Here is a 25,675-nt window from a genome sequence, read left to right on the forward strand (position 1 = left end):
TGAGCGAATGCGTCGACCGTCCCTGCCGTCCCTGTCCCGCCTGCCGGTCCGTCGTCTCCTCCGGGGAGCGGCCGTGGCCGCGGGCGTCGGTCTCGTGGGACTGCCGCTGACGGTCGCCGCCGGGCTCACCGGCGTGGACATGGTCAAGCGCGGCGGCCGAGTGCGCCGACCCGCGCCGAACCCCGGCGTGTTCGACGCCCACGTGGAGGGCTCCGAGCTGCGCATCTTCACCTCGGGTGAGGACCTCTACAAGGAGATGATCGCCGCGATCGACGGAGCGCAGCGGATCATCAAGTTCGAGACCTACATCTGGAAGAGCGACCCCACGGGCCAGCGGTTCATGGACGCCTTCAACCGGGCGGCCGCGCGCGGCGTGGAGGTCTACGTCTCCTATGACGGGTTCGGGAACCTCGTGGTCCCGCCCCGCTTCTACCGTCAGCTGGACCCGCGCATCCACGTGTTCCGGCTGCCGGCCTTCGCCCGCCCGATCTGGCGAGGCGTGGTCCGACACAGCGGGTTCAACCACTCGAAGATCATGGTGGTGGACGACGAGGTCAGCTTCGCAGGCGGCTTCAACATCGGCGACGACTACGCCCGCTTTTGGCGGGACACTCACGTGCGCGAGCGCGGCCCGGCGGTGTGGGGGCTGGACCAGTCGATCTCCATCAAGTGGAACGCGCACCACCGTGCGGGCGAGCAGATGTCCTGGCGCCCCCCGGACACGTGGGACCCGCGCATCACCGTGGCCGCGAACCAACCGCCGCTGCTGGTCTACCCGATCCGGCTGAGCTACCTCGACGCCATCCAGCGGGCGCAGCACCGCATCCTCATCAACACGCCGTACTTCATCCCGGACCAGCAGGTCCTCGAGGCGCTGCTGCACGCGGCCCGGCGGGGGGTGGACGTGCAGGTGATGGTGCCGGAGGACTCCAACCACATCGTGGCGGACTGGGCCTCGCGCGGCTTCTTCGGGAAGATGCTCGAGGCCGGCATCACGATCCTGCTGTACAGGGCCAGCATGATCCACGCGAAGACCGCCACCGTGGACGGCATCTGGTCCACCGTGGGCTCGGCCAACGTCGACCGCCTCTCCCTGGGCTTCAACTACGAGTCCAACGTGGTGGTCGTGGACCGCGACTTCGCCGCCCGGATGGAGGAGATCTTCGCTCTCGACGCCCAGCGGGCCGTCCGGATCGACACCCCGCGCTGGAAGGACCGTCACCGCCTCGCCCGCGTGGTCGAGGTCCTCCTGGTCCCGCTGCGTCCCCTGCTCTGAGGGGCCCGGGCGCTGAGCCAGACGTTTCTGCGGTTCTGACGCCCGATCCGCAGCAGAAACGTCTGGCTCACGCCCCCGTCTGGCGTCGCTCAGTCCTCGTGCGGGTCCGCCAGCAGGTGGTTCGGCAGCCGGTCGTCCGGGGTGCGCCCGGGGCGTCCGACGACGACGTGCGGCGCCGGGTTCACCGTCGAGGGGCCCGAGATGAGCACGATCCCGCCCACCGGCTGAGGGACCGGCGCTCCCTCGACGACGGCTGCTGCCCGCGCCCTCCCGCGGCTGGGGCACAATGAGCCCGGCCCCCTTCGGCCCACCTCACTGCAGCCCACGCGGCCGCGCGCCCATCCCGACTCCCTGGGAGCCCCATGCTCTGGACCCTGCTCCGCCGTCACGGCCGGCGCTATCGCGGCGCCGTCGCGGCCGTCGTCGTGCTGCAGCTGCTCAGCACGCTGGCCATGCTGTACCTGCCCAGCCTCAACGCCCGCATCATCGACGAGGGCGTAGCCCGCGGTGACACCGCCCGCATCTGGGACATCGGCCTCGTGATGCTCGGCGTCGCGCTGGTGCAGGTGGTCGCCGCGATCGCCGCCGTGTGGTTCGGGGCGAAGGCCTCGATGGGCGTCGGCCGGGACCTGCGCCGCGCCGTCTACACCCGCGTGGACGCGTTCTCCGCGGAGGAGCTCGGCCGCTTCGGCGCCGCGACCCTCATCACGCGCGGCACCAACGACGTCAACCAGGTCCAGATGCTCACCCTCATGGCCCTGAACTTCATGGTGGCCGTGCCGATCATGGCGGTCGGCGGCATCATCATGGCCATCCGCGAGGACCCGGGCCTGTCCTGGCTCGTGTGGGTCTCCGTGCCGGTGCTGCTGGTGATCGTGGCGTGGATCGTCGCCCGTCTCATGCCGCTGTTCCAGCGGATGCAGGACAACATCGACGACGTCAACGGCGTGATGCGCGAGCAGATCCAGGGCATCCGCGTGGTCCGCGCGTTCGTGCGCGAGCGCCACGAGACACGCCGGTTCACGGACGCCAACGCCGCCCTGACGGAGACGTCCGTGCGGATCGGCCGGCTGTTCGTGCTGCTCGGCCCGGTCATCACGATGATCCTCCACCTCGCCACCGCCGCCGTCCTGTGGTTCGGCGGCGAGCGCGTGGACGCGGGGCTCGTGCAGGTCGGCGCGCTCACCGCGTTCATGCAGTACCTGCTGCAGATCCTCATGGCGGTGATGATGGGCACCTTCATGATGATGATGCTCCCGCGCGCCGTGATCTCCGCCCGCCGCATCGGCGAGGTCCTGGACACCGTCCCCACGCTCGCTGAGCCGGTCCGCCCGGTGACCCCCGCGCGTCGCGACGGCGCCGTGGAGCTGCGCCACGTCACCTTCCAGTACCCCGGCGCCGAGGCGCCGGTGCTCGACGACGTCAGCTTCGCCGTCGCCCCCGGCACCACGACGGCGATCATCGGCTCGACCGGCTCCGGCAAGTCCACGCTGATCAGCCTGCTGCCGCGGCTGTACGACGCGACGTCCGGCGAGGTGCTCGTGGACGGTGTGCCGGTGACCGACCTGGCCCGGGCCGAGCTGACCGAGGCCGTGGCCCTCGTGCCGCAGAAGCCGTACCTGTTCTCGGGCACCGTGCGGGAAAACATGCAGTTCGGGGCCCCGGACGCCTCGGACGAGCGCATCTGGGCGGCCCTCGAGACGGCCCAGGCCGCCGACTTCGTGCGCGCCCGCACCACCGGCAAGGCAGAGACGGCGGCCTCCGGTCTGGACTCGCGCCTCTCCCAGGGCGGCACGGACGTCTCCGGTGGCCAGCGCCAGCGCCTGTCCATCGCGCGTGCCCTCGTGGCCGAGCCGCGGATCCTCGTGTTCGACGACTCGTTCTCCGCGCTGGACGTCACCACCGACGCGCGGCTGCGGGCGGCGCTCGACCGCGCGGCGGCCGGGGTGACTCGGATCGTCGTCGCCCAGCGGGTGGCCACCATCACCGACGCCGACCAGATCATCGTGCTGGACGAGGGCCGCGTGGTCGGCCGCGGCACCCACGCCGAGCTGCTGGCGGACAACCAGACCTACCGGGAGATCGTGGACTCCCAGCTGACCGCGGAGGACGTGGCATGAGCGAGCACCTGACGGACGAGGAGATCCTCGAGATCCAGGAGCAGGGCGCCACCGACGACTGGGGCGGCGGGCCGGCCCGCAAGGCCAAGGCGTTCTGGCCGTCCGCGAAGCGGCTCATGAGCCTGTTCCGCACGGAGAAGCTGGGCCTGGTGGTGGTCGCGCTGATGGTGCTGGTCGCCGTCGTGCTCAACGTGTGGGCCCCGCACGTCCTGGGCCGGGCGATGGACGTGATCTTCGGCGGCGTGGTCTCCGCGCAGATGCCCGGCGGGCTGAGCCGCGAGCAGGTCATCGACGGGCTGCGCGCCCAGGGCGAGGACCAGGCCGCGGAGATGCTCTCCGGCATGGCGTTCACACCGGGCGAGGGGATCGACTTCACCGAGCTGGGCCGGCTGATCCTGATCGTGCTGGCCATGTACCTCGTGGCCCAGCTGTTCATGTGGCTGCAGGGCCGCGTGCTCAACGACCTCGTGATGCGCCTCGTGTTCCGCCTGCGCGAGGACATCGAGGCCAAGATCAACCGGCTGCCGCTGAGCCACTTCGACCGCGGGCAGCGTGGCGACCTGCTCTCCCGCACCACCAACGACGTGGACAACGTCCAGCAGGCCCTCCAGCAGGCGTTCGCCTCGCTCGTGTACTCGGCGCTGACCGTGATCGGCATCGTCGGCATGATGTTCTGGCTGTCCTGGCAGCTCGCGCTCATCGCCCTGATCGCCCTGCCGGTGGCCGGTGTGGTGGTGGGCGTGATCGGCAAGAAGTCCCAGGCGCTCTTCTCCGCGCAGTGGCGGGAGACGGGCCGGCTCAACGGGCACATCGAGGAGTCGTTCACGGGGCACGAGCTGGTGACCGTGTTCGGCCGTCAGCGGGACATGGCCGCGCGCTTCGACGAGCGCAACGAGGAGCTGTACGAGGCCGCGTTCACGGCGCAGTTCTACTCGGGGATGATCATGCCGATCATGCAGTGGGTGAACTGGCTGGGCTACGTGGGCATCGCGGTGGTCGGCGGCCTGCGCGTGGCCAACGGGCAGATGACCCTCGGCGCCGTGACCGCGTTCATCCAGTACTCGCGCGAGTTCAACCAGCCGCTTGGGCAGATCGCCGGCATGTCCAACATGCTGATCTCCGGCGTGGCGTCGGCCGAGCGCATCTTCGAGCTCCTCGACGAGCCGGAGGAGACCCCCGACGGCACCCCCGCCCGCACCCCCGACGGCACTTTCGTTTGGGAAACGGCGCCCTCCGAGAGCGCTTTCGTTCGGGAAACGGCGCCCTCCGCCATCCCCGGGCCCGACGGCGTCGCCCACCTCCCGCGCCCGCTGCGCGGTCGCGTGGAGTTCGAGCATGTGCGCTTCTCCTACACGCCGGAGAAGCCGCTCATCACGGACCTGAACTTCGTGGCGGAGCCGGGGCAGACGGTCGCGATCGTCGGGCCGACCGGTGCCGGCAAGACCACCCTGGTCAACCTGATCATGCGGTTCTACGAGGTGGACGGCGGGCGGATCCTGCTGGACGGCGTGGACACCCGCACGGTCAGCCGCGGCGAGCTGCGCGCCGCCACCGGCATGGTGCTCCAGGACGCCGTGCTCTTCGGCGGGACCATCCGGGAGAACATCCGCTACGGCCGACTCGACGCCACGGACGAGGAGGTCGTCGCGGCGGCGAAGGCCACCTACGTGGACCGTTTCGTGCACACCCTGCCCGACGGCTACGACACCGTGATCGAGCAGGACGCCGCCAACGTGTCCGCGGGCGAGCGGCAGCTCATCACCATCGCCCGTGCGTTCCTGGCCCAGCCCTCGCTCCTGATCCTGGACGAGGCCACCTCCTCCGTGGACACCCGCACCGAGGTGCTGGTCCAGGGCGCGATGGCGGCGCTGCGCTCGGACCGCACGAGCTTCGTGATCGCCCACCGCCTCTCCACCATCCGGGACGCGGACGTCATCCTCGTGATGGAGGACGGCGACATCGTGGAGCAGGGCTCGCACGATCAGCTGCTGGCCGCTCGCGGCGCGTACTTCCGGCTGTACAGGAGCCAGTTCCAGGGCGGGGAACAGGCGGAGGAGCAGGACGACGACGGCGCGCCCGCCGCGCGCGAGGACGCCCGCTGAGGCCGGGGCTGGATGGCGCCGGCGCCCAGCCACTGGCCGCTGGCGTCGCTGCGACACGGGACCACCCGATGACCTTCTCGATCCAGGTGCCGGTGAGTTTCACGAGCCCGCACCTCTCCGGAGCCGGAGGTGTACGGGGCTAGGGCGCGCGGCGGTGACGGGAGTATCGAAACCCGATCGTCGGGCCACCCCTGCCGGTGTGGCCGCGCTCATTCGTCCCCTGAGATTGCGCATCCGTCACGCGCAGGACCCTCTTGACTCCCTGGTGGGGCACGTCTGTGGACCGACCGAGAATTCTCTGGACACAGGGCGAGCACCTTCATAGAGTGTGACGCAGATCACGAATGAGCGTGAACCATAAGGAGGAGCGACATGGGTATGAAGCAGCGGATTTCTAAGGTCGGTGCCGGCGTGGCCGTCGCTGGACCGTTGGCCGTCTCCGGTGCGGTGCCAGCGCAGGCGCTGACGGACTCCGGTCGGCAGGACTGCAGCGCAGGACTCCTCCTGTCGGGCACCTACGGCTACTGCTACTACCCGTACTGACTCGCCGGCACCGATGACTTCATTACGCATTCCTGCGACGGCCGCCCTGGTGGCGGCCGTCGCCCTGACCCTCACCGGCTGCGTCGGTCGGGAGTCTGCGGGCCTCGGCGGTTCATCCACGGTCGCCGCTCCCCCCACCGCGACGGCCGAGAAGACCTGGGACGCCTCGCAGTGGGTTCCCACCGAGAGGATCGAACCCCTCCTGACGACGGAGGCGGAGAAGGAGCGCGCCTACCGTGAGCAAGTCGCGCGGCACGCTCAGGGGGCGGGAATGCCCGCGCCGCCTCAGGTGGAGCGCTCCGGGTGGTACGCCACGTCCCTCGAGTCGGACCGCATGGTGTCCACATGCCTGGCCGAGGCCGGGTGGCCGAACTCGGTCGGTCCGACCGGGGGAATTCAGATCGACACCCCACCTGAGTCCCAGAGGTCTGCTTTCGAGGCGGCCTACGTGACCTGCTACGCACAGCACCCGGTGGATCCGAGCTACACCCAGGACTGGACCGATCCGCAGCTCCGCCTCGTCTATGACTACTGGGACCAATACCTCATCCCGTGTCTCGAGGCCTACGGCTACACGGTCGACACCTCCGCGCGCCCCTCCAAAGAGGCATTCGTCTCCGCGTTCTACACTCCAGGCCGCCACCAGTGGTGGCCCTTCGCGGACAGCATGAGGGGCGTGTCGGCAGAACGCCAGGCCGAGGTCGCGCAGACATGCCCGGAGCTTCCGCCGCAGGATGTCTTCTGGGGGTCATCCGGATGAATCGCCCCGCCCGCTGGGCCGCCCTCGTCCTTGCGCTCGTGGCCGTCGCCGCGCTCGCCTTCTGGGCCGGCCGGGTCACGCTCACACCTCCGGCTCAGGCCGAGCAGCGTCCGGCCGCGAGCGCCCTCGTCACCGTCGCCGAGCAGGAGCTCGGCCGTGTCATCACCCTCGGCGTCTCCGTGTCGCGCGAGCAGACGCCGGCGGCGGTGAACGCGCTGACCGGCGTCGTCACCCGGGCCGGAGAGTCCGGCGAGGTGGCTGCCGGGGAGGTGCTGTACGCCGTCGCCCAGAAGCCCGTGCTCGTCCTCCAGGGCGAGCTTCCCCAGTGGCGCCCTCTCGGGGAGGGCACTTCCGGCGACGACGTCGCCGCGTTCCAGCGCATGCTCGCCGCCACCGGCGCGAAGGTGGAGGCCACCGGCACGTGGGACGAGGCCACCGCGGACGCCTGGGACGACTGGCTCACCGAACGCGGCTACCCCGCCGCGGACACCGTGGAGCTCGGCCAGCTCGTGGTCCTCGACGCCCTCCCCGCGCCCCTCAGCGTGGACGCGAAGACCACCGCCGTCGGCACCACCCTCGCCGGCGGCGAGAACGTGGTGGCCCGCCCCGGCGACCAACCGGACTTCGCCCTCGAGGTCAACCAGGAGCAGGCCGCCCTCATCCCGGCCGGCACCCAGGTCACCGTGCCCCACGGCGAACACGAATGGAAGGCCGTCGCCGGCGAGTCCACCTCCGACGAGCAGGGCCTGATCCGCATCACCCTCACCGCCCCGGACGGCGGCGTGGTCTGCGGCGAGGACTGCGACACCCTGCCCGCCGACGCCACCACCTCCCTGCTCTCCCAGGTCAGCGTGGTCCCGCCCGTCTCCGGGCCCGTGGTCCCCGTGTCCGCCCTGCGCACCCAGCCAGACGGCGCCGCGACGGTCACGGTGGTCCGGGACGGCGCCGCGGAGGACCGCACCGTCACCGTCCTCGGCTCCGCCGACGGCCTCGCCGTCGTGGACGGCGTGGACGCCGGCGAGCAGGTGCGCGTGCTGAACGGCACCCGATGACGGGGCCCGCCACCCCGGGCACGCCCGCCGCCCCCGTCGTCCCCGCCGCCCTCGCCGTCGAGGACCTGCGCTTTGCCTACACCCGCGCCGCCGAGGAGCTGTTCGACGGCCTCACCCACGCGTTCACGCCGGGCGCCGTCACCGCCCTCACCGGACCCTCCGGGCGCGGCAAGTCCACCCTCCTGTACGTGCTCGGGCTCATGCTCACGCCCACCTCCGGAGTGGTGCGCCTCGGCGACGTCGACGCCTCCACCCGCCCGGACCGGGAGCGCTCCCGCCTGCGCGCCACCTCCGTGGGATTCGTGTTCCAGGACTCGGAGCTGGACCCGTCCCGCCCCATCCTGGACTCCGTGGTGGAGCCCGGCCTCTACGCCGGGTTGGAGCGCCAGACGCTCGAGGACCGGGCACGGGCGCTGCTCGAGCGCTTCGGCCTCGCCCACCGCGCCGACCACCGGCCCGGGCAGGTCTCCGGCGGGCAGGCGCAGCGGGTGGCCGTGTGCCGCGCCCTCGTGAACGCGCCCGTCGTCGTCCTCGCGGACGAGCCCACGGGCAACCTCGACCCGGACAACGCCGGCCTCGTCATGGACGCCCTCGCCGATGCCGCCGCCGAGGGGCGCACCGTGGTGGTCGCCACCCACGACCCCGCCGTCGTCGCCCGCGCCGACGAGGTGGTGCGGCTGTGAACCGGGAGGACCGCCCATGAACCTGCGCACCCTGCTGCGTGAAGCCGTCACCGCCGCACGCACCTCTCCCGTGCCCTCCGCCCTCGTGCTGCTCGTGGTGGCCGCCATGTGCTTCGCCGCCGTGGCCACCGTGGGCAGGCAGGCCGCCACCGAGGCGGCCGTCGCCGCAGAGCTCTCCGGCCCCGGCGCCCGCGTGCTCACCGTCACCGACACCGGCGGCACCGGTTTCCTCACCGGCGCCACCGCGGCCACCCTCGCCGGACTCGACACCGCCGAGGCCGCCCTCGCCCGGGACTCGCCTATGGACGCCGTGAACACCGGGATCGGCCGGGGCGGCGCCCGCGTGGCCGTGACGAACGTGGTCGGCACCCTGGACCGTGGCATCGAGCTGACCCGCGGCCGCCTGCCCGCCCCCGGCGAGGTGGTGGTCCCCGAGGCCAAGCTCGCCGAGCTCGGCCTCGCCCAGCCCTCCGGAGCGATCGAGGCCACGGACGGCCGCCAGTGGGCCGTCGTCGGGGCGTTTCAGGCCCAGGACCCCTTCCAGGACCTCGACGGCTACGCCCTCACCGTCCCCGCCGCCCCGGACGCCCTCGTGATGCAGCAGGTCCGCGTCCTCACCGCCGACACCGCCGGCACCCGCGCCATGCAGGAGGCCGCGCTCGCCGTGATCGACCCCGACCCGCGCGCCTCCTCCATCCAGACCGCCCGTGCCCTCTCCGCCGGCAACCAGGTGATCACCGGCGAGCTCGCCGGGCTCGGACGCTCCCTGCTGCTGCTGATCCTCGGAGCCGGCGCGTTCTTCGTGTCCATCGTGGTGCTCGCCGACGTCCTCATCCGCCGCCGCGACCTCGGCCGCCGCCGCACCCTCGGCATCGGCCGCGGAGACCTGATCCTGCTCGTGGCCGTGCGCACCGCCGTGCCTGCGCTGCTGGGCGCCGTGCTGGGCTCCGGAGCCGGGTACGCCGTCGTCGCCGGCCAGGGCGGGACGCTGGGGGTGGACTTCGTGGCGGCGGTGGCCGTGCTGGCCGCCCTCACCGCGCTGCTGGCCAGCCTCGCCCCGGCGGCGTTCGCCGCGTTCCGCGACCCCGTGCGGGTGATGCGGACGGCGTGAGGGGTGGCGGGCGGACCCGCTCACCGGCGGGCACCCCGCCCGCGCACCGCTACCCTCGGGAGCATGCCCGCCTTACCCGCCGCGCCCCCGCCTGCCCTCACGCCGCTCCAGCGGCAGTCCGTCCTGCGCACCCTGCGCAGCCCTCGGCTGCTGGGCACGGAGGTGCTGGCCGCCGTCGTGGTGGCGCTCGCGCTGATCCCGGAGGCCATCGCGTTCTCGATCATCGCGGGCGTGGACCCGCGCGTCGGCCTGTTCGCCTCCTTCACCATGGCGGTGACCACGGCGATCGTGGGCGGCCGGCCCGCCATGATCTCCGCGGCCACGGGGGCGGTGGCGCTCGTCGTCGCACCGCTGTCCCACGCGTACGGGGTGGGGCACCTCCTGGCCGCGATCATCCTCGGCGGCGTCATCCAGATCCTGCCCGGCGTGTTCGGGGTGGCCCGGCTCATGCGGTTCGTCCCGCGCTCGGTGATGGTGGGGTTCGTCAACGCGTTGGCCATCCTCGTGTTCACCTCGCAGCTGCCCGAGCTGATCGGCGTCCCGTGGCTCGTGTACCCGCTCACGGCGTTGGCCCTGGCGATCGTGGTGCTGTTGCCGCGGCTCACCACTGCGGTGCCTGCGACGCTCGTGGCCGTCGTCGTGGTCACCGCCCTGGTGATGGCCGCCGGCCTGGCCGTGCCGCGCGTGGGGGACCGGGGCGCGCTGCCGGATGCGCTGCCCGTGCTCGGCCTGCCGGACGTCCCGCTGACGTGGGAGACCCTCCGGTTGATCCTGCCGTTCAGCGTCGGCATCGCGTTCGTGGGGTTGCTCGAGTCCCTGCTCACCGCGAAGCTCGTGGACGACATCACCGACACCCGCTCGGACAAGACGCGCGAGTCCTGGGGGCAGGGTGTCGCGAACGTGGTCTCGGGGTTGTTCGGCGGCATGGGCGGCTGCGCCGTGGTGGGGCAGACCATGATGAACGTCAAGGCGAACGGCGCCCGCACCCGGATCTCCACGTTCCTCGCGGGCGTGTTCCTGCTGGTGCTCGTGGTGGCCTTCGGCGGCTTCGTGGCGCAGATCCCCATGGCCGCGCTCGTGGGCGTGATGATGTTCGTGGCCGCCGCCACCTTCGATTGGCATTCGGTGCGCCCCGCCACCCTGCGCGCGATGCCGCGCTCGGAGACCGCCGTCATGGTCGTGACCGTGGCGGCCACGGTGCTCACTCACAACCTCGCGATCGGCGTGGGTGTGGGCGTGCTCGCTGCGCTGGTGCTCTTCGCTCAGCGCGTCTCGCGTCTGGTCACGGTGGTCCGCGAGGTCCACGACGACGGCGACGCCGTCACGTATCGCGTGCACGGCGCCCTGTTCTTCGCGTCCTCGAACGACCTCTACTCGCAGTTCGAGTACGCCCTCGACCCGCCGCGCGTCGTGATCGACATGAGTGCCGCGCACGTGTGGGACGCCTCCACTGTGGCCGCGCTCGACTCGGTGCTGACCAAGTACGCCCGGCACGGGATCCACGCCGAGGTGACGGGGCTGAACGAGGCCTCCGCGGCGATGCACGCGCGCCTCACCGGGCGACTCGGCGCCTGAGCCGGCGGGCTCAGGCGGTGACGAACTCCCACTGGTGCCCGTCCGGGTCGACGATCTCGCGGGAGTGCATGCCGGAGTCGGCCATCTCCTCGCGCAGGTCCTCGGGCAGGGGCACCTCGGCGGCGCCGAGCTCGATCGCCCGGTCCGCCAGGGCGTCCACCGCCGCGGCGTCGCCGACGGTCAGCGCCATGAGGGCGGAGTTGGTGGTGAGGCAGTCGGCGATCTCACGGTTGCCGATGAAGTCGGTGTAGTAGCCGGGGCTGAGGTACATCGCGTACGTCGACTCGGTGAGCTCGATGCACACCGAGTGCTCGTCCGAGTAGTCGTCCATCGCGGTGGCGCCCAGGGTCGTCCAGAACTCACGGATCCGCTCGGTGTCCGTCGTCGGGAGGTTGATGAACACCGGCTGGGAGAACAAGGCCATGGGGAGCACCGTAGACGAGGCGTTCGGCCCGCCGCCACCGCGCGCGTGTCGCGGGCGCGCGGGCGTGGCGTGGGCCACGGAGCCGCTCCCGACGACGGCGCCCGCGGCCTGGCGCGTCCGCCCCCGTTGGTAGCGTGGCCGCCATGAGCGTTCCTCCCTCTGGCCCGCCGGCCGGTCCGCCCGCCGGCTGGCCGCCGTCGGGCCGGCCGTCCGCCCGCCGCGCCGCCGTCGCCCCGAGCCTGCACGGGCACCCCGGCGCCCCCGGTGGCGTCCCCGCCGGCTGGCCCGGCCGCCGGCCCGCGGCCCGCCCCGCGCCGGACTGGACCCCGGGTCGGTTCCACTGGGGCGACGCCGTCGTGGTGCTCGTGTACGTGGCGCTCATGGTGCTCGGGCTGGGGCTGTGGCTGGCGGTGTCGCTCGGCCTGGTCCCCGGTGACCTCGAGGCGTTCGACCTGGTCCGCGACGGGTTCACGGTGAACATCGTCAGCTACGCGATCCTCGTGGTGCTCGTGCTGGCCGTGGCCTGGCGCCCGCTCGTGACGTCGCTGCGGGTGTTCCGCACGGGGACGTGGTGGAAGCTGTTGCTGCTGCCCGCCACGTGGCTGGCGTGCATCGTCGTGAACGTGATCGTGCTGAGCCTCATCGGGGAGGCGCAGACCAGCGCCAACCAGGCCGCGCTCGAGGAGATGACCACGCAGGCCCCGCCCGTGCTCATGATCCTCATGACCGTGGTGGCCGCCCCGCTCGTGGAGGAGTACCTGTTCCGCCACCTGCTGATCGGCAAGCTCTCCCGCTGGATCAACGTGTGGGTGTGCGCCGTGGTCTCCGTGCTCGCGTTCACACTCCTGCACTTCCTCGGCACCGGCGGCGACTTCCGGCTCGTGGAGACCGTCCCGTACCTGACCCTCGCGGTGGCGATCACGGTGTCCTACATCCTGATGGGCCGCTCGTTCGGGTACGCGGTGCTGCTGCACATGGTGAACAACGGCATCGCCATCGCGATGCTCTACCTCGTGGCCCCCCTGCTGCCGGACACGCTGCCCGGCCCCACTGCCCCGACCACGGCGCTGGCCCCGCTGCTGGCCCTGCTGGGCTGAGATGGCAGGACCCTCCGGCTCGACGGCGGCGCCCGCCCCGCAGGACGCGCGCGCCCTCACGCGGCGCATCCTCGCGCTCGCGGTCCCCGCGTTCGGCGCGCTCATCGCGGAGCCGCTGTTCCTGCTGGCCGACACCGCGATCATCGGGCACCTGGGCACGGCCCAGCTGGCCGGCGTCGGGATCGGCACCACCATCCTGCACACGCTCACCGGCCTCATGATCTTCCTGGCCTACGCCACCACCCCGGCGGTGGCCCGGCTGATCGGGGCGGGGAACCCGGCCGCCGCGATGGACCGCGGCCGCGACGGCATCTGGCTGGGCCTGCTGCTCGGCGCGGTGCTGGCCGTCCTCGGCTGGCTCGCGGCCCCCGCGCTGACGGCGGCCCTCGGCGCGACGGGCGAGGTGCAGGCCCACGCCGTCGCCTACCTGCGCTGCTCCATGCCGGGGCTGCCGGCCCTGCTGGCCGTGCTCGCGGCCACCGGGGTGCTCCGCGGCCTCCAGGACACCGTGACGCCGCTCGTGGTGGCGGGTGTGGGCTTCGGCGCGAACATCGGGCTGAACGTGGCCCTGGTGTACGGGCTGGGCTGGGGCGTGGCCGGCTCGGCCGTCGGCACGTCCGTGGTGCAGTGGGCGATGCTCGTGACGTACCTGTTCGTGCTGGCCCCGCGCTTCCGCCGCTCGGGCACGGTGTGGGCGCCCCGTGCGTCGGGCATGCGCGCCACGGCCCAGGTGGGCTCGTGGCTGCTGCTGCGCACCGCGAGCCTGCGGGCGGCCATCCTCATCACCGTCATGGCCGCTGCCGGAGCGGGCGACCTCACCCTCGCCGCGCACCAGCTCGTCTTCACGCTGTTCTCCACGCTGGCGTTCGCCCTCGACGCCCTCGCGATCGCCGCGCAGGCCCTGATCGGCGCCGAGCTCGGGGCCGCCCGGCCGGACGCCGCCCGTCGCCTCACCCGGACGATGGTGCGCTGGGGGCTGGGCTTCGGCGTCGTGACCGGGGCCGTGCTGGCCCTGGCGGCACCGGTGCTGCCGGGGCTGTTCACCACGGACCCGACCGTGCAGGCCGCCGCCACCGTGGGCCTGTGGGTGCTGGCCGCCGGGCAGCCGGTGGCCGGCTACGTGTTCGTGCTGGACGGCGTGCTGATCGGCGCCGGCGACGCCCGCTACCTCGCCCTCGCCGGCCTCGTGAACCTCGTGGTCTACGCGCCGGCGCTCTGGGTGCTCGCGCAGCTCGCCACGGGCGGGTTCGGCTGGACCGCGGTCTGGCCCGGACCGAACGCCGCCGTGCCCGACGCCGGTGTGCAGCTGGGCCTGCTCTGGCTCGGCTTCGCGGGGGTCTACATGGGGATGCGGGCGCTCACCCTCGGCTGGCGGGCCCGGCGCGACGACTGGATGCGGCTCGGCGTCGGGTGAGCGCGTCCGGGCGGTGACGCGCGGGCCGGGCCGCGGCCGCACTGCTCCTAGACTGGGGCGGTGGCTACCGTGCAGACCCCCCTCGAGATCTCGTCCGTGGTGTTCAAGCCGATCCTGATCCGCGCCGTGGTGGCGCTGGCGTTCGGTCTGACCACCGTGTTCGTCGCCGAGCCGGGCCTGACGTGGATGAAGGTCATGTTCGCGCTGTACCTGGCGTTCTCCGGTTCGGCGATGTGGGAGTACCTGCGCCGCGACCCGGTGCCCGTGGCCATGCGCTCCCCGCTGTCCCTGGCGGCGGCCGCGTGGATGCTCGGCGTGATCGTGCTGCTGTTCCTGGGGTCCCCGGCGGCGGTGGGCGTGGCGGCCGGCGCCGCCCTCGTGCTCGGCGGCGTCGCCGAGCTCGTGGCGTGGGCCCGCCACCGCCGCGAGTTCATCCCCGCGCGGGACCAGCTGTGGACCGGACTCGTGGGCCTGCTCTCCGGGGGCGGCGTGGTCGTGGCGGCCCTGCAGGGCTTCGGCCCGCACGCCCTGCTCGGCATCGCCGGCGGCGGGGCGATCCTGATCGGGGTGCTCCTGATGGTCTCCGGGCTCGGCTTCCACCACGAGGTGCGCCGCGACCGCGGCACCGCCAAGGGGCTCTGAGTCGACCCGCCGACGCCAGCACGTAGACTGGATCCGGTCCACCGCGCCGTCTCGCCAGCAGCCGCGCCGCCGCGGACCACGCCACCCGAGCCGCCCCCAGCCGTCAGGAGTCCCGCCGTGAGCGCACCGTCCCCCCGCCCGTCCGCCGATCGCGCCGGATCCGGCCGCCCGGCACGCGGCGGTCTGCGCACCACGGTCAAGGGCCCGCTCGTCTTCTCCGCCGTGCTCGGCCTGATCGGCGGGGTGATCGCCGGCATCACGGCCTCCGGCGGCACCCAGAATCCACTGCGCGTCGACATCGCGCTGATCGCCTTCGGCGTCTTCTTCATGACCTCGCTCGTGGTGGTGGCCATGCTGCAGCTCGCCGCGCGCGAGAACCCGGACCACCTCTCCCAGGGCTCCGGCGTGAACCGCTCCTCCGAGGAGATGTTCCGCAAGGCCGCCGCCGAGCGCCGCGCCCAGGCCGCCGCCGAGCGCCGCGAGCAGGGCGGCACCGGAGGCGACGCCCCGCGCGCCTGAGGCCGGCGCCTCAGAACCCGAGGCTGCGTGCCTCCCGCCGCAGCGCGTCCGCCGAGGCGTGCAGCGCCCGCATCTCCGTGGCGTCCAGCTCGGTCTGGATCACGCGGGTCACGCCGCCGCGCCCCACCACGGACGGCAGGGACAGGGCGACGTCCGAGAGCCCGTGGACGCCGTCGAGCACGGTGGAGACCGGCAGAATGGCGTGCTGGTCGCGCAGGATCGCCTCGAGCAGGCGGGTCGTGGCCACGCCGACCGCGTACGTGGTGGCGCCCTTGCCCTGGATCACCTCGTACGCGGCGTGCACCACGGTGTCCGCGACTTCGTCCAGGTCGGCGCGGGTGAACAGCGGGTCGGCCGGCGTCGGCCACTCGAGGAGGGGCGTCGGGCCGATGCGCGCCGAGCTCCACGCGGGGAACTCCGTGTCCCCGTGCTCGCCGAGGATGGCCGCGTGCACCGACGACGCGTGGACCTGCGCCCGCGACGCCAGCAGCCACCGCAGGCGGGACGTGTCCAGCAGGGTGCCCGAGCCGATCACCCGGCCGGCCGGCAGGCCGGTGAGGCGCTGGGCCACCAGCGTGAGGACGTCCACGGGATTGGTGACGAGCACGATCAGCGCGTCCGGCGCGTGCGCCTGCACCTGGGGCAGCAGGCCGCGCAGGATCTCCACGTTGTGCGCGCCGAGGTCGAGGCGGGTCTGCCCCGGCTTCTGCTTGGCGCCGGCCGTGATCACGACGACCTCGCAGCCGGCCAGGACGTCCGGGTCCGCGCCGCCGGTCATCGCGGATGCAGAGGTGAACGGGGTGCCGTGGGCCAGGTCGAGGACCTCGGCGCGGACCTTGGGCTCGTCGATGTCGTAGAGGGCGACCTCGCGGGCGACGCCGCGGATCAGCGCCGCGTAGCAGATCGCGGTGCCGACGCCGCCGGCCCCCACGACGCCGACCTTGCGGTGGGCGGGTCCGAGGGACGCGGGGGTGTGGGCGGGGGTGTGCTCGCTCATGTCTCGCAGGCTAGGGGCGTCCGGCCGGCCGACGGAACCAGAGGCCGCCCCGTCCCCCGATGTTCAGCGGCGGGTCACCTGGCGGGTGGGGCCGGGTCAGTCCTTCTTCTTGTCCGACTTCTTCTTGCGGGCCTTCTTCTCCGCCTTCTTGCGGGCCTTCTTCTCCGCCTTCCTGCGCTCCTTCTTCTCCTTCTTGGTCTCCCGGCGGGGCTCGTCGGCGGCGGCCTCGGAGTCCACGGCGGCCTCGGGCGCCTCGGAGTCCACGACGGCCTCCGGCGCCTCCGCCTCCTCCGGCCCGGCCGGATCCGCCGCGGGGGCGGACTCCGCCGCCTCGGCCAGCCGTGCCCGGTAGGAGCGCACGTGGGTGCGGTTGGCGCAGTTGGCCTCGTCGCAGAACCGCTTGGACCGGTTCCGGCTGGCGTCCACGAGCGCGTTCTCGCAGTCCTCGCCCTCGCACACGCGCAGGCGGGTCAGCTCGCCGTCCATCGCGGTCTCCGCCAGCGCGAGGGCGGCCATCGCGGCCAGCCGCTCCACCGCGTCGGCGGGGACCTGCGCCGGTGCCAGCCCGACGACGTCGCCCCCGGCCGTCAGCCGCAGCGGCCCGGCCGCGGCGAGGAGGGCGTTCACGCGCTCCACGGCGGCCGCCTCGTCCACGGCGGCGAGGGCCCAGACCTCGGCCAGACGGCCGCGGAGTTCGCGGCCACGCACGGCCGCGGCGGCGGCCAGGCGGAGGCGGACCTCGTCCTCCTGGAGTTCAGGGACGAGGGAGGGCAGCTGCGTGGCGGCGGTGAACCGCTCGTCGGCCGGCTGACCGCCCCGCAGTCCGGGGGCGGTGTTCAGGAACGCGGCCAGGGAGGCGAGGCGGGAGAGCGTCGGCGCGGAGAGCATGGGGAAATCGTACGGCGGGCCCGCCCTCCCGTCACCGGCTTCACGCCGCGTATCGGGTCGCCTCCGGCGCCGTCCCGTCCAGTACCCTGACCCCCACGGACCCCGTCTGCACGGCGGGGTGCACCCACGGGGCCGGAGGGGCCCCCGAACCAGCACAGGAGACCTCCATGTCCCAGACCTCCCAGGCGACCGGTCGCCTCTCCGCCGGGCACGTCATCGTCAAGACCCTCGAGTCCCACGGCGTGAAGCGCGTCTACTCCGTGCCGGGCGAGTCCTACCTGGACGTCCTGGACGGCCTGCACGACTCGGGCATCGAGAACGTGGTGTGCCGCCACGAGGGCGGCGCCACGTACATGGCCGAGGCCGACGGCAAGATGAACGTGGTCCCTGGCGTCGCCATGGTGACGCGCGGCCCGGGCGCCGCGAACGCCCACGTCGGCCTGCACACCGCGTGGCAGGACTCGACGGCGCTCGTCCTGTTCGTCGGCCTGATCCCGTTCGAGCACCGCGACCGCGAGGCCTTCCAGGAGTTCGACCCGCACGCCTGGTTCGGCACCGGTGCGAAGCGCGTGATGGTCCTGGACCACCCGGAGCGCGCCTCCGAGATCGTGGCCGAGGCCATGTTCGCCGCCAGCTCGGGCCGGCCCGGGCCCGTCGTCGTCGGCCTGCCGGAGGACGTGATCCGTGAGGAGATCGATGCGCACCTGCACCCGCAGATCCCCGTGGCCTCAGGCGGCATGACCGTGGGGGACTGGAAGTCCCTGCACGCCGCGCTCAAGGAGTCCCGCAAGCCGCTGTTCATCACCGGTGGCAACGACTGGACGGACGAGGGTGCGCAGACCCTGACGACGTGGCTGGAGGAGCACAAGATCCCCGCCGCCGCCGAGTGGCGCACCGAGGGCACCGTGCCGTTCTCCTCGCCGTCCTACGTGGGCCCGATCGGCTACGGCCGCCCGAAGCCGACCTACGACATGCTCGAGGAGACCGACCTCATCGTGTTCGTCGGCACCGTGCCGGGCGACGTCGTGACCAATGGCTTCACCATCCGCCAGAACTGGGACAAGAAGAACTTCCTGGTCACCATCGACCCGTCCCTGCGCGGCCGCTCCGGCCCCGTGTCCCACCAGATCGTGGCCAAGCCGGACGGGTTCATCCGCGACCTCGTCCGCATGGAGCTCGAGGTCAAGCCGGAGTGGGAGGAGTGGACCTCCCGCATGCGCGGCGAGCAGGAGAAGTTCGCGGCCCTGCCCCCGGCCGAGCCGTCCGAGGGCCAGGCGAAGATGGCCACGCTCATGGCCAACCTGGTGCCGAAGCTGCCGAAGGACTCGATGATCTCCCTCGGCGCGGGCGAGCACACCAACTGGGCGCACCGGTACTTCCCGACCGAGGGCTATCGCTCCATGATCTCGGCCCGCAACGGCTCCATGGGCTACTCGGTGCCGGGTGCCGTGGCCGCGTCCCTGAACTTCCCGGACCGCACCGTGGTGACCATCGCCGGCGACGGCGAGTTCCTCATGAACGGCCAGGAGCTGGCGACCGCCGCGCAGTACGGCGCCACGCCCCTCGTGATCGTCATGGACAACCAGGAGTACGGCACCATCCGCACCCACCAGGAGCGCCAGTACCCCGGGCGCGTCTCCGGCACCCAGCTGAAGAACCCCGACTTCGCCGCCATGGCCCAGGCGTTCGGCGGCTTCGGGGTGCGCGTGGAGCGGGACGCGGACGTGCCGGCGGCCGTGGACGCGGCGCTCAAGGCGGTCCAGGAGGAGGGCCGGTTCGCGCTCATCCACCTGATCGTGGAGCAGCGCGTCAAGGCCTACTGAGGCCGGCGGCGCGGTCCCCGCCGTCCCTCCGGTCAGGCCGCCGTCGTGGGGACGTCGAAGCGCAGCTGGGGCACGGGGAAGGGCGCACCGTCGAGGTCCGCCTCGACCCGGTCCCGCAGCACGCCCCCGCACGCACGGATCGTGGCCACGGAGGCGGTGTTCGTCTCGTCGCACGTGAGCAGGGCGGCGGGCACCCCGCGTGCGGCCAGCAGCGTCAGGGCGCCGCGCAGCAGCCGCGCGGCGTGGCCCCGCCGCCGGAACGCGGGGCGCACCGCATAGCCCACGTGTCCGTTGACGTGCCGCAGCGCCTCGTTCAGCTCCCACCGCACGGACACCCGGCCCACCAGCTCACCGTTCTCGTCCACGCCCACGTAGAAGGAGGCGGGCGCGCGGCCGGGCTCGACGTCGCCGCGCGCCTCGGCGGCGAACGCGCGGCGGACCGCGGGGAAGGAGCGGGTGCCGGCCATCAGGAAGTCGAACCCCTCCCGATGCAGCTCGGCGTCCGCCTCGCGCGCCGCGATCTCGTCCGCGGCGCGCAGCGGGCGCAGCAGGAGGCCGTCCACGGTGACGGTGGGGCTGGGGTCCGGGAGCATGTGCCGAGTGTAGGGGGGGTGGACTCCGGGCGCGGCCGCGTGAGCCACCCGCCGCCCCCGCCCTCGTGCTTTCCCCACCCCCGCGCCGTGAGCCAGACGTTTCGGTCGTGATCAGCCCCTGATTGCGGCTGAAACGTCTGGCTCGCGGCACATCCCTCGGTGCACCCTCCGGGCTGCCGCGCCCCCATCACGCCGACCGGGGTGACGTGGATCACGTTCGGGGCTAGGGTGTGGGGACCGACGATCGCCCATCCCCAGGAGGTCGCGATGACCGTGCCGTCCTCGTCGGCGGAGCATGCGCCCGCGCTCGAGGCTCGCCCCGAGATGCCGGGCGAGACCCTGTCCCGCGTCGCCATGACGTCCGCGGCGCTCGAGCTGATCCGCCGACTCCTCCCGATCCATGGCCCGCTCATGTTCCACCAGTCCGGCGGCTGCTGCGACGGGTCCGCGCCCATGTGCTATCCCGCCGGCGACTTCACGACCGGCGCCGCCGACGTCCTGCTGGGCACCTTCGCGCTGCCGGCCGAGGGGGACCAGGCCGCCGTGGAGATCCCGTTCTGGATGTCCGCCGCCCAGTTCGAATACTGGAAGCACACCCACCTCACCCTGGACGTGGTGGACGGGCGCGGCTCCGGCTTCTCCGTCGAGGCCCCCGAGGGCAAGCGGTTCCTGATCCGCTCGCGGTTGATGGCAGGCTCGGGATGAGCTCGACCCTCGCCACCGGCGCCTACCGACGCGCCGTGGACCGGGCCCACGAGTCCCTCGCCGCGGTCCGCCTGTCGCTCGCGCCGTCGTCGCCCACCGCTCCGGCCGGCGCAGACCAGGGCCTGCGCGCCGCCCTGCAGGGGCTGCGGCGAGAGGTCCGTGAGTCCTGGCTGCGCTCCCTCGGCGCCCTCACCCCCGCGGTACCCGGCCAGACCGACCCGGCCACCCTCTCCGACGACGACCTCGCCGCCGCCCGCCGAGACCAGCGCCTCGCCGTGGCCCTGCCGGTGGTCCGCCGCATGCTCATCCACCCCGCGGCCGAGGCCGGGATGCTCGCCGCGATCGGCAACGCGCGCGGCCACCTGCTGTGGGTCGAGGGCGACCGGACCGCGGTGCGCCACGCCGAGACCATGGGCTTCGTGGCGGGCGCCGACTGGTCCGAGGCGTCCATGGGCACCTCCGCCCCCGGCATCGTCCTCGCGACCGGCGCCCCCACGCAGGTCAGCCGCGGCGAGCACCTGAGCCCGCGCGTGCACCCGTGGAGCTGTTCGGCCGTCCCGCTCACGGACCCGGCCACCGGGCGGCTCGTCGGGGTCCTGGACCTCACGGGCGGGGAGGACGCCGTCAGCCACCTCGCCCTGCCGCTGCTCCAGGCCACCGTGGACGCCGTGCACGCCGCCTGGCGGGACCTGCCCGCCCCGTCCCGGGGCCGTCCCCGCGGCACCGCCCCGACGCCGGGCCCCTCGGCTCCGCCGTCCGCCTCGCCGGGGCCGAGCCCCGCCGCCGCGCCGCACCGCCACGACGCCGCCGCGGGCCTGTTGCGCGTCACCGGCCACCTGCCGCCCACGCTGGACGGGGTCGAGCTCACCGGCCGGCACGCCGAGATCCTCACCCTCCTCGCGTGGCACGGCCCGGGCCTGACCGGCGCCGAGCTCGAGGTCGCGCTGTATCCGGAGGAGACCGCCGGGCCCCGGCCCGCGCCGGGCGATTCCCCCGCCCGCGCCATCTCGCTGCGCGCCGAGGTGCATCGACTCCGCCGGGCGCTGCGGGACGTGGGGGCGCCGGTGGCACTGCTGTCCCGGCCGTACCGGCTCGTGGGGGAGGTGCACGCGGACCTGCTGTGCGCGCGGGAGGCGCTGCGCGCCGGGGATCTGGACCGTGCGCTGCACGCGGCGGCCGGGCCGGTGCTGCCGCGGTCGGCGTCCCCCGGTGTCGCCTCGATCCGCGCGGAGCTGGGGGAGGCGCTGCGCGAGGCCGTCGCCCAGGACGCGGATGTCGAACAGCTCTGGGCCTACCTGGGCCGCCCCGAGGCCCGCGACGACGTCGAGCTCTGGGGCGCCGCCCTGCGTCTGCTGCCGGCGGACTCGCCGCGGCGGGCGCTCGCCGTGGCCACGCTCGAGCGGATCGAGCGGGACCTGGCCTGACCCGGCCCGCCCCTCACCCGCGCCCGGCTGCAACCTCCGTGCAACCTCCTTGTGACTAGCGTCACAGCCACGGCAGGGCGCCACCCGGCGCCGAGGCAACCGCAGGCAAAGGAGCCAGCACCATGACCGTCTACGCATTCCCGGGCACCGAGGGAGCCAAGGTCGAGTTCAAGTCCCGCTACGAGCACTTCATCGGAGGAGAGTGGACACCCCCGGTCAAGGGCCAGTACTTCGAGAACGTCACGCCCGTGACGGGCAAGGTGTTCTGCGAGGTCGCCCGCGGCACGGCCGAGGACATCGACGTCGCCCTCGACGCCGCCTGGAAGGCCGCCCCGGCCTGGGGCGCCACCTCGGCGGCCGAGCGGGCGCTCGTGCTGCACCGCATCGCGGAACGCATGGAGGAGAACCTCGAGATGCTGGCGGTCGCGGAGACCTGGGACAACGGCAAGGCCGTCCGGGAGACCCTCAACGCGGACTTGCCGCTGGCCATCGACCACTTCCGGTACTTCGCCGGCGCGATCCGCGCGCAGGAGGGCGGCCTGTCCCAGGTGGACGAGGACACCGTCGCCTATCACTTCCACGAGCCGCTCGGCGTGGTCGGCCAGATCATCCCGTGGAACTTCCCGCTGCTGATGGGGGTGTGGAAGCTGGCGCCCGCGCTGGCCGCGGGCAACGCCGTCGTGATCAAGCCCGCCGAGCAGACCCCGGCCTCGATCATGGTGTTCATCGAGCTGATCGCGGACCTGCTGCCGGCCGGCGTCGTCAACGTGGTCAACGGCTTCGGCCTCGAGGCCGGCAAGCCGCTCGCGCAGTCGCCGCGCATCCGCAAGATCGCGTTCACGGGTGAGACGACGACGGGCCGGCTGATCATGCAGTACGCCTCGGAGAACATCATCCCGGTGACCCTGGAGCTGGGCGGCAAGTCGCCCAACGTCTTCTTCGAGGACGTCATGGCGGACGACGACGCCTACTGGGACAAGGCGCAGGAGGGCTTCACCCTGTTCGCGCTGAACCAGGGCGAGGTCTGCACGTGCCCGTCGCGTGCGCTTGTGCAGGAGTCGATCGCGGAGAAATTCCTCGACGCCGTCGTGGAGCGGACCTCGCGCATCGTCACCGGCAACCCGCTCGACACAGACGTGATGATGGGCGCCCAGGCCTCCAACGACCAGCTCGAGAAGATCACCTCCTACCTGGACATCGGCCGTCAGGAGGGCGCCGAGGTGCTGATCGGCGGCGCCCGCGCCGAGATGGAGGGCGAACTGGCCGGCGGCTACTACGTGCAGCCCACGATCTTCCGCGGGGACAACTCGATGCGCATCTTCCAGGAGGAGATCTTCGGGCCGGTGGTCTCGACGACCACGTTCACCGACTTCGACGACGCCATGCGGATCGCCAACGACACGCTCTACGGGCTCGGCGCCGGCGTGTGGTCCCGGAACGGCAACACCGCCTATCGCGCGGGCCGGGCGATCCAGGCCGGTCGCGTGTGGGTGAACAACTACCACGCCTACCCGGCCCACGCCGCGTTCGGCGGGTACAAGTCCTCCGGCATCGGCCGCGAGAACCACCTGATGATGCTCGACCACTACCAGCAGACCAAGAACCTGCTCGTCTCCTACTCCGAGGACAAGCTCGGGTTCTTCTGAGCCGGTGCCGGCACCGCACGACCCCCCTCCCCATCCCACGAAAGGTGATCCCCCATGACCACGATGAAGGCAGCCGTCGTCACCCAGTTCGGCACAGAGGCCGACGTCCAGGAGGTCGAGCGCCCGACGCCCGGCCAGCACCAAGCGCTCGTGAAGCTCATCTCCTCGGGCGTCTGCCACACGGACCTGCACGCGATGGAGGGTGACTGGCCGGTGAAGCCGACCCCGCCGTTCATCCCGGGCCACGAGGGCGTGGGCATCGTCGAGGAGGTCGGGCCCGACGTCGAGAACCTCAAGGTCGGGGACATGGTCGGCAACGCGTGGCTGTGGGGCGCGTGCGGCCACTGCCAGTACTGCCGCACCGGGTGGGAGACCCTGTGCGAGGAGCAGATCAACGGCGGCTACTCCATGAACGGGTCCTTCGGCGAGTACATGCTCGTGGACGCCCGCTACGCGCCCCTGATCCCCGAGGGCGCGGACCCGATGGAGGTCGGCCCGATCCTGTGCGCCGGCGTCACGGTGTACAAGGGGCTGAAGCAGACCGAGGTGCGGCCCGGGCAGTGGGTCGTGATCTCCGGCATCGGTGGCCTGGGGCACATCGCGGTGCAGTACGCCGTGGCGATGGGCATGCGCGTGGTGGCCGTGGATGTCGCGGACGACAAGCTGGCGCTCGCCTCCCGGCACGGCGCGGAGCTGACCGTGAACGCGAACGTCGCGGACCCCTCCGTGGAGATCCAGGAGAAGATCGGCGGCGCCCACGGCGTGCTCGTCACGGCCGTGCACCCGCAGGCGTTCGGCCAGGCCATCGCGATGACCCGCCGCGGCGGCACCATCGTGTTCAACGGCCTGCCCCCGGGCGACTTCCCCGCGCCGATCTTCGACATCGTCCTCAAGGGCCTGACCATCCGCGGCTCGATCGTGGGCACCCGGCAGGACATGGTCGAGGCACTCGAGTTCTACGAGGCCGGGAAGATCCACCCGACGTTCCACACCCGCCCGCTCACCGAGATCAACGACGTGTTCGACGAGATGCGCCACGGCAAGATCGAGGGCCGCGTCGTCATCGACTACGCGATGCAGGACTGACGTGTCGCCTGGGCGTCGGCTGGGCGCGGGGTAGTATCGACACATCACGCGCACCAGTGCGACGGCGGTCGTCCCGCCCGGAGACCCGGGCCGGGGCGGCCGCCGTCGTCGTAGCGGGGACGGGACGGGCCGCAGCGATTCCGGTGCGCGAGCCTCAGCGGGCCGCGGCCGGGGCGACGCCGTCGCGCAGCCACTCCAGCGTGGCCGGCCAGAAGGCCGGCGCGAACCGCGCGTGGAACAGTCCGAAGTGCCCGATCTCCGCGACACCGAGCTCCTCCGGCCGCACCCGCCAGCGCACCGTCTGCCGACCCGGCGAGTAGGCGTCCGCGCGGTCGAGGGCGGCGTCGGTGCCGAAGTCGTCGTCCACGGGCGCCACGATCAGCGCGTCCGCCGTGAACGCGGCCAGACGACGGCGCAGCTCGTCCCGGCCGGCGCCGGTGCGGGCGCTCGCGGTGAAGTCGCGGCGACTGCGCGCCCAGTCCAGGGCGACCCCGCGCGGCAGGTCCTCGAGCCAGCCGAGCCGCCGCCCCGGGAAGTGCCCGCGGGCCAGCGTGATCGCCGGCATCGCCGCGTGCCACCGCGCCCACATCCGTGCACGCCCCGGCCGCGCCCGGTAGTCCCGCCAGTGGGCGTGCTGCCCGCCGACGGCCACGTGCCGGGCCACATGCCGCGCCTCGTCCGCGAGCCCGATGCCGAACCCGCCGTAGCTGTGGCCCACCGTCAGGAGGGGGCCGGGCAGGCGCGTCCGGGCCCAGCCGAGCACGGCGTCCGCGTCGAGGGCGCCCCAGTCCGCCCACCGCGCCCGCCGCGCCACGGCGAACGGCTCACGGGACTCCCCGACGCCCCGGTAGTCGAACGTGACCGCGTGGAACCCGTGGCCGGCGAGGAACTCCGCGTAGCGCCGGTAGTACGTGGCCTTCACCCCGGTCGCCGAGGCGATCACCACCGCGCCGGCGGGCCGGGCCGGGGGCGTCGTCGTCGTGGGGGCGAAGTGGCGGGCCGCGAGCACGAAGCCGTCGCGGGCGCGGAGGCGCACGGGGGTGGAGGGGGTCTGCGTCACGCCGCCACCCTAGGTGTAGGAGGGCATGACGTTGTTGACTCGGGCCGGTGCCAACGAGGCCGGCGGGGCGTTCCCGCAGGAGGTATGAGGCCGATGGTAGTTGTAGTGGTTCACCCACACGGCCAGCGCCTCACG

Annotated in this window: 24 protein-coding genes; 18 read left to right on the forward strand and 6 right to left on the reverse strand. The window is 73.0% G+C overall.

The window, feature by feature from the left end; translation table 11 throughout:
- Positions 1–7 precede the first annotated feature (7 nt).
- From O3T09_RS11455 to O3T09_RS11495, 9 genes are all read left to right on the forward strand, one after another.
- Positions 8–1,276, forward strand: coding sequence for a phospholipase D-like domain-containing protein (locus O3T09_RS11455; protein ID WP_036339371.1), 1,269 nt, complete (start codon positions 8–10; stop codon positions 1,274–1,276).
- Between the two features lie 362 nt (positions 1,277–1,638).
- Positions 1,639–3,396: an ABC transporter ATP-binding protein gene (locus O3T09_RS11460; protein ID WP_036339374.1), complete on the forward strand. Its 1,758-nt coding sequence runs from the start codon at positions 1,639–1,641 to the stop codon at positions 3,394–3,396.
- Positions 3,393–5,498 carry an ABC transporter ATP-binding protein gene (locus O3T09_RS11465; protein ID WP_020621743.1) on the forward strand — a complete coding sequence of 702 codons (2,106 nt, stop codon included), beginning with the start codon at positions 3,393–3,395 and terminating at the stop codon, positions 5,496–5,498. Before O3T09_RS11460 ends, O3T09_RS11465 begins: the two co-directional genes overlap by 4 nt.
- 372 nt (positions 5,499–5,870) lie before the next feature.
- Positions 5,871–6,041: a hypothetical protein gene (locus O3T09_RS11470; RefSeq protein WP_020621742.1), complete on the forward strand. Its 171-nt coding sequence runs from the start codon at positions 5,871–5,873 to the stop codon at positions 6,039–6,041.
- Positions 6,042–6,090: 49 nt separating this feature from the next.
- On the forward strand, positions 6,091–6,801 hold the full coding sequence (locus O3T09_RS11475) for a hypothetical protein (RefSeq protein WP_020621741.1): 711 nt from the start codon (positions 6,091–6,093) through the stop codon (positions 6,799–6,801).
- Positions 6,798–7,853: a hypothetical protein gene (locus O3T09_RS11480; protein WP_020621740.1), complete on the forward strand. Its 1,056-nt coding sequence runs from the start codon at positions 6,798–6,800 to the stop codon at positions 7,851–7,853. Before O3T09_RS11475 ends, O3T09_RS11480 begins: the two co-directional genes overlap by 4 nt.
- On the forward strand, positions 7,850–8,536 hold the full coding sequence (locus O3T09_RS11485) for an ABC transporter ATP-binding protein (protein ID WP_020621739.1): 687 nt from the start codon (positions 7,850–7,852) through the stop codon (positions 8,534–8,536). The genes O3T09_RS11480 and O3T09_RS11485 overlap by 4 nt, the downstream gene beginning before the upstream one ends.
- Positions 8,537–8,552: 16 nt before the next feature.
- Complete coding sequence (locus tag O3T09_RS11490) at positions 8,553–9,647, forward strand: permease (protein ID WP_269295557.1); 1,095 nt, start codon at positions 8,553–8,555, stop codon at positions 9,645–9,647.
- Between the two features lie 63 nt (positions 9,648–9,710).
- Positions 9,711–11,222, forward strand: a complete 1,512-nt coding sequence (locus O3T09_RS11495) for a SulP family inorganic anion transporter (protein ID WP_269295558.1) — start codon at positions 9,711–9,713, stop codon at positions 11,220–11,222.
- 10 nt (positions 11,223–11,232) lie between these two features.
- Here the strand turns inward: O3T09_RS11495 and O3T09_RS11500 are convergent, their stop codons facing one another.
- On the reverse strand, positions 11,233–11,646 hold the full coding sequence (locus tag O3T09_RS11500) for a VOC family protein (RefSeq protein WP_020621736.1): 414 nt from the start codon (positions 11,644–11,646) through the stop codon (positions 11,233–11,235).
- A 143-nt stretch (positions 11,647–11,789) separates the two neighbouring features.
- On the opposite strand from O3T09_RS11500, the gene O3T09_RS11505 reads away from it, so the two are divergent.
- From O3T09_RS11505 to O3T09_RS11520, 4 genes are all read left to right on the forward strand, one after another.
- Positions 11,790–12,743, forward strand: coding sequence for a CPBP family intramembrane glutamic endopeptidase (locus O3T09_RS11505; protein ID WP_036317511.1), 954 nt, complete (start codon positions 11,790–11,792; stop codon positions 12,741–12,743).
- 1 nt (position 12,744) lies between these two features.
- A complete protein-coding gene (locus tag O3T09_RS11510; RefSeq protein ID WP_020621734.1) occupies positions 12,745–14,157 on the forward strand; it encodes an MATE family efflux transporter in 1,413 nt (470 codons plus the stop codon).
- 60 nt (positions 14,158–14,217) lie between these two features.
- On the forward strand, positions 14,218–14,799 hold the full coding sequence (locus O3T09_RS11515) for a hypothetical protein (protein WP_043276001.1): 582 nt from the start codon (positions 14,218–14,220) through the stop codon (positions 14,797–14,799).
- A 117-nt stretch (positions 14,800–14,916) separates the two neighbouring features.
- Positions 14,917–15,318: a hypothetical protein gene (locus tag O3T09_RS11520; RefSeq protein WP_020621732.1), complete on the forward strand. Its 402-nt coding sequence runs from the start codon at positions 14,917–14,919 to the stop codon at positions 15,316–15,318.
- Between the two features lie 10 nt (positions 15,319–15,328).
- Here the strand turns inward: O3T09_RS11520 and O3T09_RS11525 are convergent, their stop codons facing one another.
- Positions 15,329–16,315 carry an L-lactate dehydrogenase gene (locus tag O3T09_RS11525; RefSeq protein ID WP_020621731.1) on the reverse strand — a complete coding sequence of 329 codons (987 nt, stop codon included), beginning with the start codon at positions 16,313–16,315 and terminating at the stop codon, positions 15,329–15,331.
- Between the two features lie 96 nt (positions 16,316–16,411).
- Positions 16,412–17,203, reverse strand: a complete 792-nt coding sequence (locus O3T09_RS11530) for a CGNR zinc finger domain-containing protein (RefSeq protein WP_036341617.1) — start codon at positions 17,201–17,203, stop codon at positions 16,412–16,414.
- A gap of 167 nt (positions 17,204–17,370) precedes the next feature.
- On the opposite strand from O3T09_RS11530, the gene O3T09_RS11535 reads away from it, so the two are divergent.
- Positions 17,371–19,026 carry a thiamine pyrophosphate-dependent enzyme gene (locus tag O3T09_RS11535; RefSeq protein WP_036341620.1) on the forward strand — a complete coding sequence of 552 codons (1,656 nt, stop codon included), beginning with the start codon at positions 17,371–17,373 and terminating at the stop codon, positions 19,024–19,026.
- Between the two features lie 32 nt (positions 19,027–19,058).
- On the opposite strand, the gene O3T09_RS11540 is transcribed toward O3T09_RS11535, so the two are convergent.
- Entirely contained in the window at positions 19,059–19,619 is a 561-nt protein-coding gene (locus O3T09_RS11540) for a GNAT family N-acetyltransferase (protein WP_036341622.1), read from the reverse strand.
- Positions 19,620–19,886: 267 nt separating this feature from the next.
- On the opposite strand from O3T09_RS11540, the gene O3T09_RS11545 reads away from it, so the two are divergent.
- The 4 genes from O3T09_RS11545 (at position 19,887) to adhP (ending at position 24,480) form a co-directional block, all read left to right on the forward strand.
- Complete coding sequence (locus tag O3T09_RS11545; protein WP_010079970.1) at positions 19,887–20,324, forward strand: DUF779 domain-containing protein; 438 nt, start codon at positions 19,887–19,889, stop codon at positions 20,322–20,324.
- Complete coding sequence (locus O3T09_RS11550) at positions 20,321–21,748, forward strand: helix-turn-helix domain-containing protein (protein WP_036316757.1); 1,428 nt, start codon at positions 20,321–20,323, stop codon at positions 21,746–21,748. Before O3T09_RS11545 ends, O3T09_RS11550 begins: the two co-directional genes overlap by 4 nt.
- 122 nt (positions 21,749–21,870) lie before the next feature.
- Positions 21,871–23,394, forward strand: coding sequence for an acetaldehyde dehydrogenase ExaC (gene exaC / locus O3T09_RS11555; RefSeq protein ID WP_070708862.1), 1,524 nt, complete (start codon positions 21,871–21,873; stop codon positions 23,392–23,394).
- 54 nt (positions 23,395–23,448) lie between these two features.
- Positions 23,449–24,480: an alcohol dehydrogenase AdhP gene (gene adhP, locus O3T09_RS11560; RefSeq protein WP_070708863.1), complete on the forward strand. Its 1,032-nt coding sequence runs from the start codon at positions 23,449–23,451 to the stop codon at positions 24,478–24,480.
- Between the two features lie 154 nt (positions 24,481–24,634).
- On the opposite strand, the gene O3T09_RS11565 is transcribed toward adhP, so the two are convergent.
- Entirely contained in the window at positions 24,635–25,540 is a 906-nt protein-coding gene (locus O3T09_RS11565; protein ID WP_020624651.1) for an alpha/beta hydrolase family protein, read from the reverse strand.
- A 9-nt stretch (positions 25,541–25,549) separates the two neighbouring features.
- On the reverse strand, positions 25,550–25,675 hold a 126-nt coding region (locus O3T09_RS11570), incomplete at its 5' end, for an integrase core domain-containing protein (RefSeq protein WP_144818902.1).

Origin of the sequence: Micrococcus sp. H39-S4, from assembly GCF_027158145.1 — a bacterium.
In the GTDB taxonomy this organism is placed as follows: Bacteria; Actinomycetota; Actinomycetes; order Actinomycetales; family Micrococcaceae; genus Micrococcus; species Micrococcus luteus.